Annotated in this window: 13 protein-coding genes; 12 read left to right on the top strand and 1 reads right to left on the bottom strand. The window is 67.3% G+C overall.

Translation table 11 applies throughout. The annotated features are described in order from the left end of the window. Window position 1 precedes the first annotated feature (1 nt). A protein-coding gene (locus OHO27_RS15495; RefSeq protein WP_328424290.1) for an IS3 family transposase occupies window positions 2-1,239 on the bottom strand; the annotation gives its coding sequence in 2 pieces (ribosomal slippage) (window positions 2-913 and window positions 916-1,239; 1,236 coding nt in all). A gap of 46 nt (window positions 1,240-1,285) precedes the next feature. Here OHO27_RS15495 and OHO27_RS15490 point away from each other — a divergent pair. The 12 genes from OHO27_RS15490 (at window position 1,286) to OHO27_RS15435 (ending at window position 15,740) form a co-directional block, all read left to right on the top strand. After that, complete coding sequence (locus OHO27_RS15490) at window positions 1,286-1,915, top strand: transposase family protein (protein WP_328424288.1); 630 nt, start codon at window positions 1,286-1,288, stop codon at window positions 1,913-1,915. Window positions 1,916-2,415: 500 nt separating this feature from the next. Continuing rightward, window positions 2,416-3,639 carry an argininosuccinate synthase gene (locus OHO27_RS15485; protein WP_328424286.1) on the top strand — a complete coding sequence of 408 codons (1,224 nt, stop codon included), beginning with the start codon at window positions 2,416-2,418 and terminating at the stop codon, window positions 3,637-3,639. Further along, window positions 3,636-4,655: an ornithine carbamoyltransferase gene (locus OHO27_RS15480; RefSeq protein WP_328424284.1), complete on the top strand. Its 1,020-nt coding sequence runs from the start codon at window positions 3,636-3,638 to the stop codon at window positions 4,653-4,655. The genes OHO27_RS15485 and OHO27_RS15480 overlap by 4 nt, the downstream gene beginning before the upstream one ends. After that, window positions 4,652-6,076 carry an argininosuccinate lyase gene (gene argH, locus OHO27_RS15475; protein ID WP_328424282.1) on the top strand — a complete coding sequence of 475 codons (1,425 nt, stop codon included), beginning with the start codon at window positions 4,652-4,654 and terminating at the stop codon, window positions 6,074-6,076. The genes OHO27_RS15480 and argH (OHO27_RS15475) overlap by 4 nt, the downstream gene beginning before the upstream one ends. Next, the gene (locus tag OHO27_RS15470) at window positions 6,073-6,855 is read left to right on the top strand and encodes a phytanoyl-CoA dioxygenase family protein (protein WP_328424280.1); all 783 of its coding nucleotides are present in this window, start codon (window positions 6,073-6,075) and stop codon (window positions 6,853-6,855) included. The genes argH (OHO27_RS15475) and OHO27_RS15470 overlap by 4 nt, the downstream gene beginning before the upstream one ends. An 80-nt stretch (window positions 6,856-6,935) precedes the next feature. Beyond that, entirely contained in the window at window positions 6,936-8,114 is a 1,179-nt protein-coding gene (locus OHO27_RS15465) for an ATP-grasp domain-containing protein (protein WP_328424278.1), read from the top strand. A gap of 55 nt (window positions 8,115-8,169) precedes the next feature. Next, complete coding sequence (locus OHO27_RS15460) at window positions 8,170-9,357, top strand: ATP-grasp domain-containing protein (RefSeq protein ID WP_328424276.1); 1,188 nt, start codon at window positions 8,170-8,172, stop codon at window positions 9,355-9,357. Next, window positions 9,315-10,847, top strand: coding sequence for an argininosuccinate lyase (argH, locus tag OHO27_RS15455; protein ID WP_328424274.1), 1,533 nt, complete (start codon window positions 9,315-9,317; stop codon window positions 10,845-10,847). Before OHO27_RS15460 ends, argH (OHO27_RS15455) begins: the two co-directional genes overlap by 43 nt. Beyond that, on the top strand, window positions 10,844-12,037 hold the full coding sequence (locus tag OHO27_RS15450; protein WP_328424272.1) for an MFS transporter: 1,194 nt from the start codon (window positions 10,844-10,846) through the stop codon (window positions 12,035-12,037). Before argH (OHO27_RS15455) ends, OHO27_RS15450 begins: the two co-directional genes overlap by 4 nt. A gap of 50 nt (window positions 12,038-12,087) precedes the next feature. Then, window positions 12,088-13,017 (top strand): fatty acid desaturase family protein, encoded by a 930-nt coding sequence (locus OHO27_RS15445; RefSeq protein ID WP_328424270.1) that lies wholly within the window; start codon window positions 12,088-12,090, stop codon window positions 13,015-13,017. 127 nt (window positions 13,018-13,144) lie between these two features. After that, window positions 13,145-14,449 (top strand): ATP-grasp domain-containing protein, encoded by a 1,305-nt coding sequence (locus OHO27_RS15440; protein WP_328424268.1) that lies wholly within the window; start codon window positions 13,145-13,147, stop codon window positions 14,447-14,449. After that, window positions 14,442-15,740 (top strand): MFS transporter, encoded by a 1,299-nt coding sequence (locus OHO27_RS15435; protein ID WP_328424266.1) that lies wholly within the window; start codon window positions 14,442-14,444, stop codon window positions 15,738-15,740. Before OHO27_RS15440 ends, OHO27_RS15435 begins: the two co-directional genes overlap by 8 nt. Window positions 15,741-16,269: the final 529 nt, after the last annotated feature.

The following is a 16,269-nucleotide window of genomic DNA, read 5'->3' as shown; positions in this document are numbered from 1 at the left end:
ATCACGCGGCGAGCGTGAGTTCAGCGGTGTGGTGTCGGCGTTCGTATTCATTGGGGCTGAGGTGGCCGTTGGCGGAGTGCCGGCGGCGGGTGTTATAGCGGGCCAGCCAGGCAAATACCGTCTTTCTGCAGGTGCTGGCGTCGCCGTAGTCGCGAGCGCCCTGGAGGGTCTCGCGCTTCAGGGACGCGTGGAAACTCTCGCAGGCCGCGTTGTCCGCGCTGGTGCCGACCGCGCCCATCGACCGGGTCACCCCGAGCTGGTCGCAGAGGTCGGCGAAGGCCCGGGAGCCGTACCGGGCCCCGTGGTCGGAGTGGAACACGGCACCGTCCAGGCCGCCGCGGGTCGCGGCTGCCGTCCGCAGTGCGTCGGCGACCAGGCCGGTGCGCATGTGGTCGGAGATGGACCAGCCGACGACCTTGCGGCTGAAGCAGTCCAGCACGGTCGCGAGATAGAGGAACTCCCCGTTGTCCAGGGGGAGATACGTGATGTCGCCCATGTGTTTGCGCCCCGGCTCGGTGGCGGTGAAGTCCCGTTGGAACAGGTCCGGGACCGGTGAGGTGGCCGGGTCCGGGACGGTGGTGCGCACGCGTCTGCGCAGGCGGATGCCGGTGCTGGAGAACGTCCGCATGATCCGGGCAACCCGCTTTTCGTTGACCCGCCGCCCTTTCCCGCGGAGCTCGGCGGTCACCCGCGGGGAGCCGTAGGCGCCGCCGGACTCGCTGTGGACCTGACGGATCTCCTCGGCCAGGACCCGGTCCTGGTGCTGCCGGGCAGCCCGGGCCTGGGCGCCGGCGAGCCACTTGTAGTAGCTGGACCGGTTCACGTCCAGGACTTGGCAGAGCCGCTTCACCTCGTAGGTGTCCCGGTGGTCGTCAACGAACTGGAAGCGGCGGATCACCAGTTCGTCTCTCCGGCGAAATACTTGGCCGCCTTGCGGAGGATGTCCCGCTCGGTGGCGAGCTTGCGCTCACTCGCCTCGAGCTCGGCCACCCGGGCCTCCAGCTGACGGACCCGCTCGTCCGGACCAGCGGACGGCACCGCCTCCCGACGTTGGGCGGCCGGCTTCGCAGCCGCGGCGCTGACGCCACGGCGTTCACGGTCCCGCAGCACCCACTCACGCAGGATCGCCCGGTTGGTGCCCAGGTCAGCGGCGATGCTCTTGTAGGTCGCCCCGGGTGTGGACTCGTACAGGGCCACCGCATCGGCCTTGAACTCGTCCGAATAGTCCTTCATCGCCATCGGCGGTCTTCTCGCTTCCTCCGGATCAAGCAGATCCGGTATCAGCATGTCCACCACTCAGGGGGAGGCCCCGTTCGCCCAGGCGGTGGCCGGCTTCGGGGTGTCGGAGGCGACGGCGTGGCGGTACGTGGATGAGACCGTCGAGGTCCTGGCGGCCTGGGCGCCGGGCCTGCACGAGGCCCTGGTGGGCGTGGGCGAGGGCGACTTCGTCATCGTCGACGGCACTCTGATCCCGACCGACCGCATCGCCGCGGACGAGCCCTACTACTCCCAGAAACACAAGAGGCACGGCATGACGGTGCAGGTCATCGCACGTTCGGACGGCACACCGCTCTGGTTCTCGCGGACGACGCCGGGACGGACCCACGCCCTGACCGCAGCTCGCGCCCACGGCATCGTTCAAGCCTGCCTGACCCGGCAGATCCTCATCCTGGCCGACCGCGCCTACCCAGGCGCCGGCGCCACCATCCGCACCCCCTACTACGGACACCGCGAACTGCCCGAGCACTACCGGCAGTACAACCGCGACCACGCCGTCTACGCGCACCCGGCGAACGCGCCTTCGCACAGCTCAAGTTCCTGGCGCCTGCTACGCAGAGCACGCTGCTCCACCAACCGCCTCAGCCCCATCGTCCGTGCCGTCCACACGCTCCTGATTTGCACAAACACAGGATGAAAGAAGCTCATTGAGAAAACCGTGCGCTGGTGTCAGATCGAAGCGGTTCGCCCACGCCCTCAACTGGTGGACTACCGCCTACTTGCGCGCAATCGACTCGAATTTCTCACATGATGAGATGATTTTCCGGGAGCCTTGCTGCCTCAAGATCATTCATCCATCCTGTTGCTGCGGTGAGTTCATCCGAGGCTCAACAGGCCGACCGTGACGTGGAGTTCGACCAGTCCTCGTCACGGGGGGCGGCATCCGGCTTCGGGAAGGTGACCACTGCCTGTTGGCCTGGGCTGACTGGCGGGTCTGTGCAACGGGGGCGGCGGGGGAAAACGAAGACCACGACAGTTTCTTGCTTTTCGTTCCACGCAACGGTTGCAGCCCGACGGGTTTCCCAGCGAGATACCGATAGAGCGCCGTGGCGGCCGAAACGCTGCCCGCAACCATACCGGCGTGACCGACACCGCCGACGCCCCGCTATCAAATAAGCTGAGGGAGATTTTTCAGGTATGAGCAAGCCACGCAAAATTGTCCTGGCGTTCTCAGGGGGACTCGACACCTCGGTCATTCTCAAATGGCTGCAGATCGAGTACGGGGCCGAAATTGTCACGTTCACCGCTGACCTCGGCCAGGGCGAGGAGCTGGAAATCGCCAGGGAAAGGGCCCTGGCGCTTGGCGTCAAGCCTGAGAACATTTACATCGAGGACCTTCGGCACGAACTGGTCCGGGACTACGCCTTCCCGATGTACCGCGGAAACGCCGCGTACGAGTGGAACTACCTGATGGGAACGCCCATCGCCCGGCCACTCGTCGCGAAGCGGCAGATAGAGATCGCGCGTGAGGTGGGCGCCGACGCGGTGGCGCATGGCGCGACCGGCAAGGGCAATGACCAACTGCGCTTCGAGCTGGCCTACTACGCCCTAGCCCCGGACATCCAGGTGATCGCGCCATGGCGGGAATGGGACATGGCCGGCCGTGCCCAGCTGATCGAGTTCGCCGACCGGCACGACATCCCCGTCGCCAAGGACAAGCGCGGTGAGGCGCCGTACTCGGCGGACTCCAACATGCTGCACATCTCGTGCGAAGGAAAGTCGCTTGAGGACCCCTGGCTCACGCCCGAGGACGACGCCTGGGTCCGCACCAAGTCCCCGGAAGAGGCCCCAGACCGGCCCACCACGATCGAGGTGGAGTTCGCGAAAGGCGACCCCGTCGCGATCGACGGCGAGGCGCTGGACCCGGTGTCCCTGCTCACCCGCCTGAACGAGCTCGGCGCGGAGAACGGGATCGGCAGGATCGATATCGTCGACACCCGGTACGTCGGTATGAAGTGCCGTGGGCTGTTCGAAACCCCTGGCGGAACCATCTGGCTGCACGCGCACCGCGCCGTCGAGTCGATCACGCTCGACCGAGGAGAGGCGCATCTCAAGGACGAGCTGATGCCGCGCTATGCGGAACTGATCTACAACGGCTACTGGTTCGCCCCGGAGCGCGAAATGCTCCAGGCGCTCATCGACAAAAGCCAGGAGCGCGTCACGGGCACCGTACGCCTCAAGCTCTACAAGGGGAACGTGATCGTCGAGGGCCGAAAGAGCCCGCACTCCCTCTACAGCGAGGATCTGGTCACCTTCGAAGCAGGCGGCGGGTATCGGCAGAGTGACGCGACCGGGTTCATTCGCCTCAACGCCCTGCGCCTGCGCCAGCTGGGCAACGTGGTCCAGGGAGGCATCGCGTGACCCGGAAGCAGCTGCTGACGATCGACGACCTCACGGCATCCGATGTCCTCGACGTCATCGCGGTCGCCGACTCGCTGGAAGAGCACAAACAGCGCTTCGGTCACCTTCCCGCCCTGCTGCGCGGGAAATGCATGGGAATGATCTTCGATGAGACGTCGCTGCGCACGCGGACCGCGTTCGAGCGGGCAATCGGCGATCTCGGCGGCCAGGCGATCCACTACAACGGCGCGGAAGCACGCGTCGGGCGCCATGCCGCGAAGACCGAGCACCTGCCCGACTTTGTGAATGTCGCGGGCCGGTTCAATGATGTGCTCCTGAGCCGCATCTACGATTTCGCGGCCCAGGAACAGATCTGCGAGCTGTCCCCGGTTCCGTTCATCAACGGGATGTGCGACAAGCACCACCCGACGCAGGCGCTCTGCGACTTCCTGACCGTGAAGCGGCACTTCGGCGCCGTGGAGGGAATCAACATCGCCTTCGTCGGGGATGGGACGAACATCGCCCTGTCGCTGGCGCAGACCGCCGCCAAGGTCGGTGCGCAGTTCACCTGCGCGACGCCGGAGGGCATGGCGCTGCCGGCGGACCAGACCGATCACCTGGCTGGATTCACGGCCACCGCCGACCCGCAGGTCGCCGTCAAGGACGCGCAGGTGGTGGTCGCCGACGCCTGGATCCCGATGAACAAGGCCGACGAGGCGGACCTGCGCCGTGAGCAGCTGGCGCCCTACCGCGTCACGCCCGAACTCATGGCTCAGGCCCGTACGGACGCGATCTTCCTCCACAACCTGCCTGCGTACCGGGGCGACGAGGTGGTGCCCGAAGTCATCGACGGACCGCAGTCGATGATCTACCCGGAAGCCGTCGCGCGGCTGCACATCGCCAGGGCGCTGCTGTTGTTCTGCCTCCGTCCGGACTGGGCCGACCTCGCGGCAGCCGCGAACGCCGGCGCCCCCGAGGCGTTCGACCGCCAGCTGGACGAGATCGCGCGGCGCCCGGCCGGGCGGGTCCTTTCGTGACCCTCGACCAGCGGTCCACGGCCGCGGAGCGTATGGCGGCGATCGGCACAACCGCGCACTACGACCGGCGACTTGCCCTGTACGACATCGCCGCTTCTCACGCGCACGTCACGATGCTGCTGAAGCAGCAGATCGTTCCGCCGGACGCGGCGGCCGGGCTGCACCAAGGCTTGGAGGAGCTCAAGGAGCAGATCCGGTCGGGAGCGGAGCCGCTCGACCCGGACGCCGAGGACGTGCACACGGCGGTAGAGGAGTACTTGGAGGCGCGGCTCGGTGCCGACGCCGGATGGCTGGCGACCGCGCGTGCTCGCAACGATCTCGCCGTGACCGCGCTGCGGCTCTGGATCCGCGACCAGGTGACCGAACTGGGCACGAGAATCCTGGCCTTGGCGGAGGCGTTGCTCGCACAGGGCGAAAGGCACGCTGCGACCGTCATGCCCGGATTCTCCCATCTGCAGATCGCGCAGCCGCTGAGCTTCGGCCATGTGTGCCTTGCCTATGCGGAGACGTTCCTGCGTGACGTCGAGCGGATGTGCTTCGTACGCGCGCTGCAGGACGAGTGCCCGATGGGATCCGGGGCACTGGCCGGCACCGGCTTTCCCATCGACCGGGACATCGTGGCGCGGAGCCTGGGGTTCGGCCGACCGACGGCCAACTCCCTGGAGAGCGTCGGCGACCGGGGATTCGCGCTCGACTTCCTGAGCGCCGGTGCGTCCGTCGCCCTCGACCTCTCGCGATTCGGCGCAGAGATCGTCTTCTGGTCGTCCCAGCCTGTCGGACTGATCTCGCTGCCCGACGAACTGGTCAGTTCGTCGTCGGCCCTGCCGCACAAGCGCAACCCGGACGCGGCGGAGCTGGTGCGCGGGAAGGCCGGCAGAGTTATGGGCAACCTCCACGCGCTGCAGGCCGTGGTCAAGGGGCTGCCGCTGAGCTACTTCCGGGATCTTCAGGAGGACAAGGAGCCGCTGTTCGACACCGCGGACACTCTGGCGCTGTCCCTGGACGCCGCGATCTCACTCGCCACTCTGATGCAGCCGAACGTCGACGCGATGCGCAAAGCCGCTGACGTCGACTTCGTCACCTCCAGCGATCTGGCGGACTGGCTGACGCGCGAGCGGCGGATCCCCTTCCGGGAAGCCCACCATCTCGTGACGAAGATGGTGCGCCTCTCCGGCGAACAGGGCTGCTCGCTCGGCGAGCTGTCGCTGGAGTCACGGCGCGGGATCGACCCGCGTCTGGCCTTCCCCGAATGGCCGGACTTCACCGTTGAGGCGTCGGTCGCCGCGCGCGACAGCCAGGGAGGAACAGCGCCGAGCCGTGTGCTCGAGGCGGCCGCCCAACTGCGTTCACGAGTAGCCGAGTTCAAGGCACGCCTCTCGGACCGGAGAGACACAGAAAACGAAGCGGGGGACAAGCGATGACTTCTGTCGCGGATCTGGCGGAGAAGACGGAGCAGTACTGGAAAGACGGCTTCACGGTCCTTCCCGGCCTGTACGGGAGCGACGAGATCGCTGCTTTCCGGAGCGAATGCGAGCGCCTCTGGAACCTGGACGGGTTGGATGACGACCTCAACCTGCGCACGGAGTTCCGGCGCGGACCGGACGGTACGTACGCCTTCGATCGCCTCGACCCGGTCCTCGACATATCTCCGAAGCTGACGGAGGCCGCCACGAGTCCCGCGCTGATGGATGCGCTGGCGACCATACTCGGCGGCTCCGCGGAACTCCTCAAGTGCAAGTTGATCCGCAAGGAACCGGGCGTCAACGGCTATGCCGCCCACCAGGACTTCCTGTACTGGAAGTGGCTCGACACGGACCCGGACCTGCTGTGCACCGTGGTCGTCAATCTGTACCCCAGCGATGAGCGCTCCGGTGGTATCGCGTTCTATCGCGGCAGTCATCAGCAGCTGATTCCCGGCCCCCCGGAGAATCCCGAAGGCGATTGCGACCCGAATCAATTGGACGTGTCCAGCATCCAGGTCCCGGCACTGGAAGCCGGTGACGTACTGGTATTCCACTCGCTGACCCCGCACTTCAGCGGCCGGAACGACAGCGAAGTACCCAGGACCGTACTGCTACCGTCATACAGCGTCACTGACGATTCGAGGCTCTACCAGAAGTATTACAAGCGCGAGATCGTGCGACGCTGCAAGGAAATGGTGGGGTTCGAGCGGTACTTCGCACGCAACGAGAACCTCTGAGGGGCACCGCCTTTCCAAGGGGCTTGCTTCGTGAATGACTTCCCGCTCGACGGGGCCAACGGGTCTGAAGGTACGTGAACATGCATATTCTGTTGCTCCACCCGGTCGCGCAATGGTCGCTGGGCCGCGTTGCCGCGGTCTGCGACCGCGAGGGCTGGCGGCTGACCATCGTGACGATCGAGAGCTCGACTGTCGGCGCCCATGTCACGACGTTGCACGAGTGGATCAGAGTGCCGGCGTTGTCGGACTCCCCCGAGGAGCTGCTCGCGCAGATCGGGTCGCGACGGTTCGACGCGGTGGTCGCCGGCAACGAGTTCGCGGTGATCGCGGCTGACGTGCTGGCGCGGGAACTGGGCCTGTACCACAACGACATCGCCAGGATTCGCGCCTCCCGGAACAAGGCGCTCATGCGGCAGATGTTCGAGGAGTACGACGTTCCACAGCCGCGGACGATCGCCGAACTGTCCTCGGTCGAGGAGAGCCGGGCGTTCGGCTGGGCGGGCGTGGCGTTCCCCGTGATCGTCAAGCCCGTCGACATGGCCATGAGCCTCTTCGTGCGCAAGTGCGACTCGCAGGACGAGGTCGAGGAAACGCTGGCGAAGATGTCGAGTTTCAAGAAGTCACGGCTGACCAACTATGCGTTCAGCGCGGACGCGCTCGTCGAGGAGTTCGTGGACGGGCCCGAGTTCAGCCTTGAGTGCGTCGTGCAGGACGGGAAGGTCGTAGCGCACTCGGTGACGCAGAAGTTCGTGTCACCGCTTCCGGCGTGCTACGAGATCGGCCACATTTCGGGCGTCGACATGCCGCAGGAGCATCGGCGTGAACTGCTCGAGGTGACCGAGCGCATCGCCTCGAGCTGGGCCATGGCTCAGGGCGTGATGCACGTGGAGTTCAAGATGACTTCCGAGCGCATCAGCATCATCGAGGCCGCCGCCCGACCGGCGGGGGACCATGTTCCGGAGCTGGTCGAGCTCCAGCAGGGGCTGTCGCTCGAGGAGGCGTACCTGTACGCACGAGCCGGCCTGAGCTGGCAGCCGGGCGAACGTGAACCGCAGGACACATGGCACGGGATCCGCTTCCACTACGACGATCGCTCCGAGGTGCCTCGGCCCGCGACCGTCGAAGTGGTGCAGGCGCACGACGATGCGGACGGAGTCGTTCCGGGTGCGGAGCCCTTCTCGGTGAACCGGCGTACCGGATTCTCCATGCTGCGCAGCAAGTCGCTGGACGACCTGGGCGGTTACATCCGGGTGACGTGAGTTTCGTCCGGGCGCGCGGACATCGGTATCGGCGAGGGGGTAAAAGGCATTGAACATGGCACATCGAAAGCAGGTCGTCATCGTGGGCGGCGGCCCCGGGCTGTGCGACCGTGTACGTCTGCTCGGTGCGGACATCACGCTGGTGGACACACCGGCGGGCTACGACGCCGAGCTGGTCCCGATCGCACGGCGCACTGTTCTGACCGAGTACGACGATCCCTCGCTGATACCGCTGTTGCGGGAAATCCACCGTGAGACTCCGTTCACCGCGGTCCTATCGCTCACGGAGAACGGACTGCTGCCCGCGGCACGAATCACGGCGGCACTCGGGATTCGGGGCCTTTCACCGGAAGTGGTCGGCCGCACGCGGGACAAGTTCGCCATGCGTTCCTGGTTGCGGGAAAAGGCGTTCTCCGCCACGCCGTCCGCGGTCGTGCGGGATGTCGACGACATCCGGAATTTCGCGGCCGAGCACGGCTACCCGGTGATCGTGAAGCCACGGCATGGTCTGGGAAGCGAGCATGTGTCGTGCTTCCGCCAGGCCGATGACGCGGTCATGCCGCCTGCGATCGCCGACGAGTACATCGCCGAGCCGTTCCTCCAGGGTGCGGAATTCTCCGTCGAGGCATTCAGTTGCGCCGGCGATCACCACGTGCTGGCGATCACGGGCAAGTTCACCCAGGACGACGACCCGGAGAACCCCTTCGTGGAGGTCGGCCACGTCGTACCGGCGCCGGTCGAACCGGATGTCTCGGCGGCCATCGGGACATACGTCTCCGATTTTCTCGACGTCATGGGAATCACCGATGGTTGCACCCATACGGAGGTGCGCATGACGCCTTCGGGGCCGGAGGTCATCGAGACGCACACCCGAGTGGGCGGAGACTCGATTCCGACACTGGTCAGGCAGGCGACCGGACACGATCTGATCGATCTTCTGGTCCAGTGGTCCCTGGACCGGATCAGGCCCCGGGAACCGGCACCCACGGTTGCCGGAGCCGCTGCGATCCGTTTCTTCGCGCCGCCGCCGGGGAGGGTCGCCGGCATCAGCGGGGTACAGCGGTGGCAAGGGCTGCCCGGTGTTCTCAAGTTCCACCTTCCACTGAAGGTCGGGGACCGGATCCCCCGGATTCAGGACTCCCACACGCGGGTCGGCTATGTGCTGACCACAGCGTCGACCGCTGCACAGGCGATCGAAATATGCCGGGAGGTCGTCGCGGGGGTCCAGATCGACGTCAGGTAGTGTGCCGCAGGTTTTGCCGGCACTGTTTTCTCTCTTCTTTTTTCTCTCTTCTTTTCGGAAAGGCGGCGCAGAAAGTGCACGACGAGGCGAGCAAGAGCAGCGGGTTGATCCGGGGTCGTTTCGGTGAGGGCATGTCCGAGGTGATGGAGCAGATCAACGCCTCCATCGGGTTCGACCAGCGGATGGCCATGCAGGACATCGACGGCTCGGTCGCCCACGTCACGATGCTCTGCGAGCGGGACATCATCTCCCAGGCGGACGCCACGGCGATCAAGGAAGGCCTGGAGGTGATCCGGGGCGAAATCACCTCCGGGAACTTCACGTTCTCGGTGGAACTCGAAGACATTCACATGAACATCGAGTCCCGGCTTCGGGAGCTGATCGGCCCCGCGGCCGGGCGACTGCACACGGCCCGCAGCCGCAACGACCAGGTCGCCACCAGCTTCCGTCTCTGGGTGCGTGACGCGAACGACCGTGCGCTGCGTCTGGTTCAGCACCTCATCGAGGTCCTGGTCGAGCAGGCCGCGCAGAACACGGCGACCATCATGCCCGGCTACACGCATCTGCAGAGCGCGCAGCCGGTGTCGTTCGGCCACCACCTGATGGCGTACGTCGAGATGTTCGGGCGCGACCACGGTCGGCTGCGGGACTCGCGCGAGCGCATGAACGAGTCCCCGCTCGGGGCGGCCGCGCTGGCCGGTACCTCGTTCCCCATCGACCGCGACCGCACCGCAGAACTCCTGGGCTACGCACGGCCGATGCGCAACTCCCTGGACGCTGTCTCGGACCGCGACTTCGCGCTGGAGTACCTCTCCGCCGCCTCCATGTGCATGACGCATCTCTCGCGCCTGGCCGACGAGATCGTGCTGTGGATGTCGCCGCAGTTCAGCTTCGTGGAGCTCTCCGACGCCTGGACGACCGGCTCCTCCATCATGCCGCAGAAGCGGAACCCGGACGCCGCCGAACTGGTCCGGGGCAAGGTCGGCCGCGTGCACGGCTCGCTGTTCGGGCTTCTGACGGTCATGAAGGCGCTGCCGCTGACGTTCTCCAAGGACATGCAGGAAGACAAGGAGCGGACGTTCGACGGCGCGGACACCTTCGAGCTCTGTCTGAAGGCCATGATCGGGATGGTCGGCGACATGAAGGCACGCGTGAAGGAGATGCGGGCCGCGGCCGGCGCTGCCCACGCGACGGCGACCGACCTGGCCGACTGGCTGACGCGTGAGCTGGGCATGCCGTTCCGGGAGGCCCATCACATCACCGGCCGGCTCGTGCGGCTGGCGGACGAACACGACTGCAGCCTGGACGAGTTGTCGCTCGAGGACATGCAGAAGGTCGACGCTCGAATCAACGCGGACGTGTTCGCGGTTCTCGGGGTGGAGGACTCGGTGACCTCGCGCCGCAGCCTCGGCGGGACGTCACCGGAGTGTGTGTCGCAGCAGGTCGAGGAGTGGCGGGCGCGCATCAAGCAGTTGCACGTCACATCATGACCTACCGCGAGATCTTCGGGATCCGTGAGTTCCGGGCCCTGTTCGTGGCTCGTCTGTTCGCGATGACCGGTGTCGTGTTCTCCAGCCTGGCGCTCGGCACCGTGATGTACCACGAGACGAGGTCGCCGTTCCTCACGGCGATCTCGCTCTTCGGTGGGCCGCTCGTGCAACTCGTCGCCGGACGCTACCTGTTGGCCTCCTCGGATCTGCTGCGTCCACGCACCGCGGTGGTCCTCATGGCGGGCGTCTCGACGACGACAGCCGCGTTACAGACGCTGCCCGGTCTGAACTGGTGGATGCGGTTCCTGATTCTCGCGGGCGGTTACGCGGCGATGGCGGCCACGTCGGGCGCCGTCATCGCGCTGTTGTCGGACATCGTGCCGAAGGAGTCCTTCGTACTGGCGCGGGCCACGATGAACGTCACGGTCGGCGGCACGCAGATCATCGGCAACGGCGTGGGCGCCGTGCTGCTTCTCGTGGTGTCCCCGTCGTGGCTGTTCGGTATCGCGGCGCTGGGCGGCGTCACCGCCGGCGTCACGGCGAGGCTCGGGCTGCCGAACCGCCCGCCCCGTGCCCAGGGGAAGGTCGTCGAGCGCAGCCGTCGCATCAACCGCGAACTGCTCACGTCGCCCGTCATCCGGCCGCTCTACCTGATGATGTGGGTGCCGGGCGGCCTGATTGTGGGATGCGAGGCGCTGTTCATCCCGTACGCCAGGGACCACGCCGGATACCTGCTCGCAGCCGGCGCGGCCGGCATGCTCGCCGGCGACATCCTGGTCGGACGCTTCACGCCGGAGGCCCCGCGCGACCGGCTGATCGTGCCGCTGAGCGCGCTGCTGGCCGTGCCGTTCCTGGTGTTCCCGCTGTCGCCGCCGGTGCCGGTCGCGGCGGCACTGGTCGGTTTGTCCGCCTTCGGCAACGCGGCGTTGCTGCCCTTGCAGGAGCGGCTGGTGGGACAGACCCGCGAAGACGTGCGCGGCCAGGCGTTCGGCCTGTCCAGCACCGGCCTGATGGTGGGTCAGGGACTGGGCGCGGTGCTGGCCGGCGGCATCGCCCAACTGCTGGCTGGCGCACGGTCGGTGGGCTGGGCGATGAACGCGATGGCCATGCTGTCGCTCATGCTCACCGCTCTGCTGAGCAAGGGGCTGCGGCGGTCGGCGCCCCGAGAGGCCTGCGTACTGCGGCCCTGACCAAACCAACGCAAGCAGGATCACCGAATTAACAGGGGGTATGGATTCTGATGTCTCAAAACACGCTTTCTCCGCAATTGCTGTTTCAGCGGGCCGCTGTTCGTGGCAAGGATGAGGCAGTATTTACAGGGAAAATATGCGTCCTTGTCATATTGGTTGCGACCGGGGTTTTGCTTTCCGTCCAGTCTTCGTACGTCGTCGCCGCGGTCGGTGTAGTGACACTGGCCGCGGCGTATACCCATGCGGTGGAACTGCAGCACCAGTGCCTGCACCATTCAGCGTTTCGCAGCTCGCGAATGCACCGCGTTATCGGTGTGCCGCTGGGCACGCCGATGCTGGTGTCGTACAGCCACTACCGAGTGCGTCATCTGCAGCACCACCGCTATCTGGGCACACCGCAGGACACGGAGTTCTTCGGCTTCGACACCCGCAAGCAGCTGACGCTGGGCGCCCTGGCCAAGGGGCTGTTCGACGTGTCGCGCCTCGTGGCTGTGGCGCGTGACATCGCCCAGTGCGTGCCAGGCCGCTGGCAGTACGACATGGGGCAGATCGCACCGAAGAGCCGTAAGGCGATCATTAGCGAGTACCGGTGGTTCGGCATCTTCATCGCGCTGCTCGCTACTGCCTGCGTCATGGGCGAAGGGTCGCTCGTCGTGCGGCTGTGGCTTCTTCCCTTCATCGTGGCCATGCCGATGCACTTCCTGGTGGAACTGCCCGAGCACGTCCTGTGCGACACCTCCAGCGTCGATGTGTTGCGCAATACCCGGTCGATAACGGGCAGTTGGTTGACGACGTGGTTCACCAACGGAAACAACCTGCACATCGAGCATCACGCCGCGATGAATGTCCCGATCAACCGGCTCCGTGAACGGCACACCGACACGCGGGAATTCGGGTTGCATGTGCAGCGTACGTACTTCGAATTCTTCACGATTGTCATGCGAGAGGTGTGGAAGAACAGGAAGACGGCGGACCGATGAGTCGGGGCAGTCGCACAGCGCCAGGTAGTCGAATGAGGCCGAACTCCCGTCCTCACGTGCACAGGCCGGGACGTCCGCGAACCCATCCGCACCCGCTCCGGTGCCAGGCCCCGATAGGAGACGTCAGATGACGACCGTCACCGGCAACCCCGCCGAACGAGTCACGCATGTCCTGGTTGGCTACGGCGCCTTCATCATGGCCGAACTCGACCGTCTGCTGCCCGAGGCGAGTGTCCTGATCCTGGAGGAGCCCCACGTCATCGACGCGCGGAACATCCGCACGGCGGCGTCCCAGTACCGCTGCGTCGCCGAGGTGCGCGCCGCTCCCACCCAGGACGAGCTCAACGCCGGGGACCTCGCGCGCACCGTGGTCCGCCCGCCAAGGGTGCGCGCCGTGCTCCCCGCGGTCGAGTACGGAGTGGTCGCCGCCGCCGTCCTGGCGGATGCCTGGGGCCTGCCCGGCGGGGGCGTCCGAGCGGCACGGATCCTGCGTGACAAGCGGGAACTGCGGCGCACTGCCGCCGCCCACGCTCTGGCCCAGCCCGCGTTCGCCGAGGCCACCGGCCCCGCGGACGTACGGGCACTGCGCGCACGGCATGGTGGCGAATGCGTCCTCAAGCCGGCCAACCGCCAGGCGAGCCTCGGCGTGGTGCTGCTCGGACCCGACGACGACGCCGCGGCTGCTTGGCACCACACCGTCACAGCGGACGAGCCCCGCCTGCGTGTGAACTACCCGGACGCGGCCCGGTACTTGGTCGAGGAGCGGCTTCACGGGCCCGAGGTCAGCGTGGAGGCGCTCGTCCATCAGGGCACCATCGGCTTCCTCAACATCACCGCCAAGGATGTCCTGCCCGGCCGCCACCCGGTCGAACTCGGCCACACCGTGCCCGCGCCCCCCGGTGAGGCGGACGACACCCTGCGCACCGCAATGGCCGGCCTGGTCGACGCCCTCGGCTTCGCCACCGGCATCCTGCACGCCGAGTGGGTGCTGACCCGCGGCCATCCTCACCTGATCGAGTGCGCCGGTCGCCTCCCCGGAGACCGTATCCACTCCCTCATCGACCTCGCCTACGGCGGTGACGGCATCCTCGCCGACCTTCTCGCTCTCATGGCGGGTGAGGGCCCGGTCCCGGCCCGCACCGCCCGGCGCGGCGCCGCCATCACCTTCCTGTCGACGCCTGCCGCGCAGGGACCGGACACGGTGGTCCACTCCGTCACCGGCACGGACAAGGCCGAGCAACTGGACGGCGTCGAGGAAGTGTCGGTGTCCGCCGTCCCGGGGAGCGCCGTAGTGGCGACCACCAGCTCCTGGCAGCGTGCCGGATACGTCATCGCCACCGGTACCGGGCCGACGGAGGCCGCCCGGACGGCACGCACCGCCGCCTCGCTCATCACCGTCACAGCCGGTGCCCCGGCGGCGACCCATGACTGACCCCCGTACCCGCACGGGCCGATGGCGCGTCCGCATCCCCCGCCCGTCCCTCCGTGACTACCTGCCCGGCAATCCGGCCGGGCGGCTCTTCGCGCTCGCCACGCTGATGAGTTCCTTCGGCACCGGTCTCTTCCTCGCCGGCGCCACGGTTTTCTTCACCACCGCGGCCGGACTCACCCACGTGCAGCTGGGCGTCGGCCTCGGCATCGCCGCGTTCGTCGGCCTGGTCGCCACAGTCCCGCTCGGGGCACTCGCCGACCGGGCCGGAGCGCGGACCGTTCTCGTCGGCGCCCTGCTGTGGCGGGCGATCTGCTTTGCCGCGCTCGCGTTCGTCCAGGGGCCTGTCGCCTTCACCGTCGCCGCGTCCTGCCAGGCCGTCGCCCAGAACGCCACCGGGCCCCTCACCCAGGCGCTGGTCGGGGGCATCGCCGGCGAGGGTGACCGGGCCCGGATGATGGCCGTGGTGCGCACCGTACGGAACGTCGGCTTCTCCCTCGGCGCGCTCGCGGCCACCCCGCTGCTCCTGGTCGACGACATCTGGGTCAACCGCGGTGTCCTGATCGGCAACGCGGTGGCCTTCGTGGTCTCCGCCCTGCTGATGGTCCGCCTGCGCACGCCCGCACCGGCGGGGGCCGCCACGTTCCGCAACCCGTTCACCGCGTTCCGGGCCGTCGGTGACTGGCGCTACCTGGCGCTGGCCGGGCTCAACTCCGTCCTCACGCTCCACATGACCCTGCTGGCTGTGGGGCTGCCCTTGTGGGTCACCGGACGCGACGGGGCTCCCGAGGCCCTCGTCCCGGCACTCGTCTTCGTCAACACGGTGCTCGCCGTGTTGCTCCAGGTACCCTTCGCCAAGGGGGTGACCGACCCGCGTGCCGGAGTCCGGGCGCTACGCAGAGCCGGGCTGGCCCTCGCCGGCTGCGCCGTCGTGCTGGCAGCTCCCGGGGACACGGCCGTGTCGCTGACCGTCGTCGCCGCGCTGGCTGCCTGCGTGCTGCTGACCGCGGGTGAGCTGTGGCAGGCGGCCGGGGCCTGGGAACTTTCCTATACCTACGCCCCCGATGACCGCAGGAACGTCTACCTCTCCGTGTTCAGCCTCGGTTTCGCGGTACAGGACATGGCGGGCCCCCTCCTGATCACCGGCGTGGTCCTTGCCCAGGGCCCCGCGGGCTGGCTGGGCCTGGCGGCCCTGTTCGCCGCCGCGTCGCTGCTGCCGGGCGTCGTGGTCCGCCGACTGGAGAGGTCCCAGGCCCGCGGGGCCACGGCTCCGGCCACGGTTTCGGATACATGACGAGGGCGTCGTTTCTCAGGCTCATGTGCCCTGGATGTGCCCTCGCGCCCGCTTCACCGGAGGGCGCCCTGTTCCGTCGACGGGCTGGTGCCGGGCGGGGCAGTCGGCGATCCTTTCGGCCGCAGCCCATGGTGATGACGTGGTCCTACGCCTGGACGGCCTCGATGGTCAGGACTCTGCTCGGCCTCGGAGATGTCGATGCCGACCGCCTTCATGGCCTCGACCGCGGACGCCATCGATGCGGCGGTGCCGAGAGGGCGACCCGCGGTCCCTACTGGTCACGCGCTGGTCACGTGGGTCACGAATGTCGTGCATCGCCCCAGGTCAGAGCCCTAAACCGCGGAGACGGCCGGGGCCGCCACCCCCCACAGGAGAGGCCCCGGCCGTCGCGCGGCACGGGCCGCGCGGCGGCCCGTACTTTCTACAGCGCCATGACTGCGTTTTCTGTCACACCTGGGCGGAGACATCGCCGGAATCCGGGGTAGTTGCACGTTGTACGGACATGGACGAGCAGCGCTTTCAGGCCGTA

It is taken from the genome of Streptomyces sp. NBC_00443 (assembly GCF_036014175.1).
In the GTDB taxonomy this organism is placed as follows: Bacteria; Actinomycetota; Actinomycetes; order Streptomycetales; family Streptomycetaceae; genus Streptomyces.
This window is presented reverse-complemented; position numbering and strand designations above follow the sequence as displayed.

Excerpts from the sequence above, each read along its gene's own strand:
- OHO27_RS15490 (WP_328424288.1), top strand. The coding sequence starts at position 1,286 with ATGTCCACCACTCAGGGGGAGGCCCCGTTCGCCCAGGCGGTGGCCGGC.
- OHO27_RS15485 (WP_328424286.1), top strand. The coding sequence starts at position 2,416 with ATGAGCAAGCCACGCAAAATTGTCCTGGCGTTCTCAGGGGGACTCGAC.
- OHO27_RS15470 (WP_328424280.1), top strand. The coding sequence starts at position 6,073 with ATGACTTCTGTCGCGGATCTGGCGGAGAAGACGGAGCAGTACTGGAAA.
- OHO27_RS15465 (WP_328424278.1), top strand. The coding sequence starts at position 6,936 with ATGCATATTCTGTTGCTCCACCCGGTCGCGCAATGGTCGCTGGGCCGC.
- OHO27_RS15460 (WP_328424276.1), top strand. The coding sequence starts at position 8,170 with ATGGCACATCGAAAGCAGGTCGTCATCGTGGGCGGCGGCCCCGGGCTG.
- argH (WP_328424274.1), top strand. The coding sequence starts at position 9,315 with ATGCCGGGAGGTCGTCGCGGGGGTCCAGATCGACGTCAGGTAGTGTGC.
- OHO27_RS15450 (WP_328424272.1), top strand. The coding sequence starts at position 10,844 with ATGACCTACCGCGAGATCTTCGGGATCCGTGAGTTCCGGGCCCTGTTC.
- OHO27_RS15445 (WP_328424270.1), top strand. The coding sequence starts at position 12,088 with ATGTCTCAAAACACGCTTTCTCCGCAATTGCTGTTTCAGCGGGCCGCT.
- OHO27_RS15440 (WP_328424268.1), top strand. The coding sequence starts at position 13,145 with ATGACGACCGTCACCGGCAACCCCGCCGAACGAGTCACGCATGTCCTG.
- OHO27_RS15435 (WP_328424266.1), top strand. The coding sequence starts at position 14,442 with ATGACTGACCCCCGTACCCGCACGGGCCGATGGCGCGTCCGCATCCCC.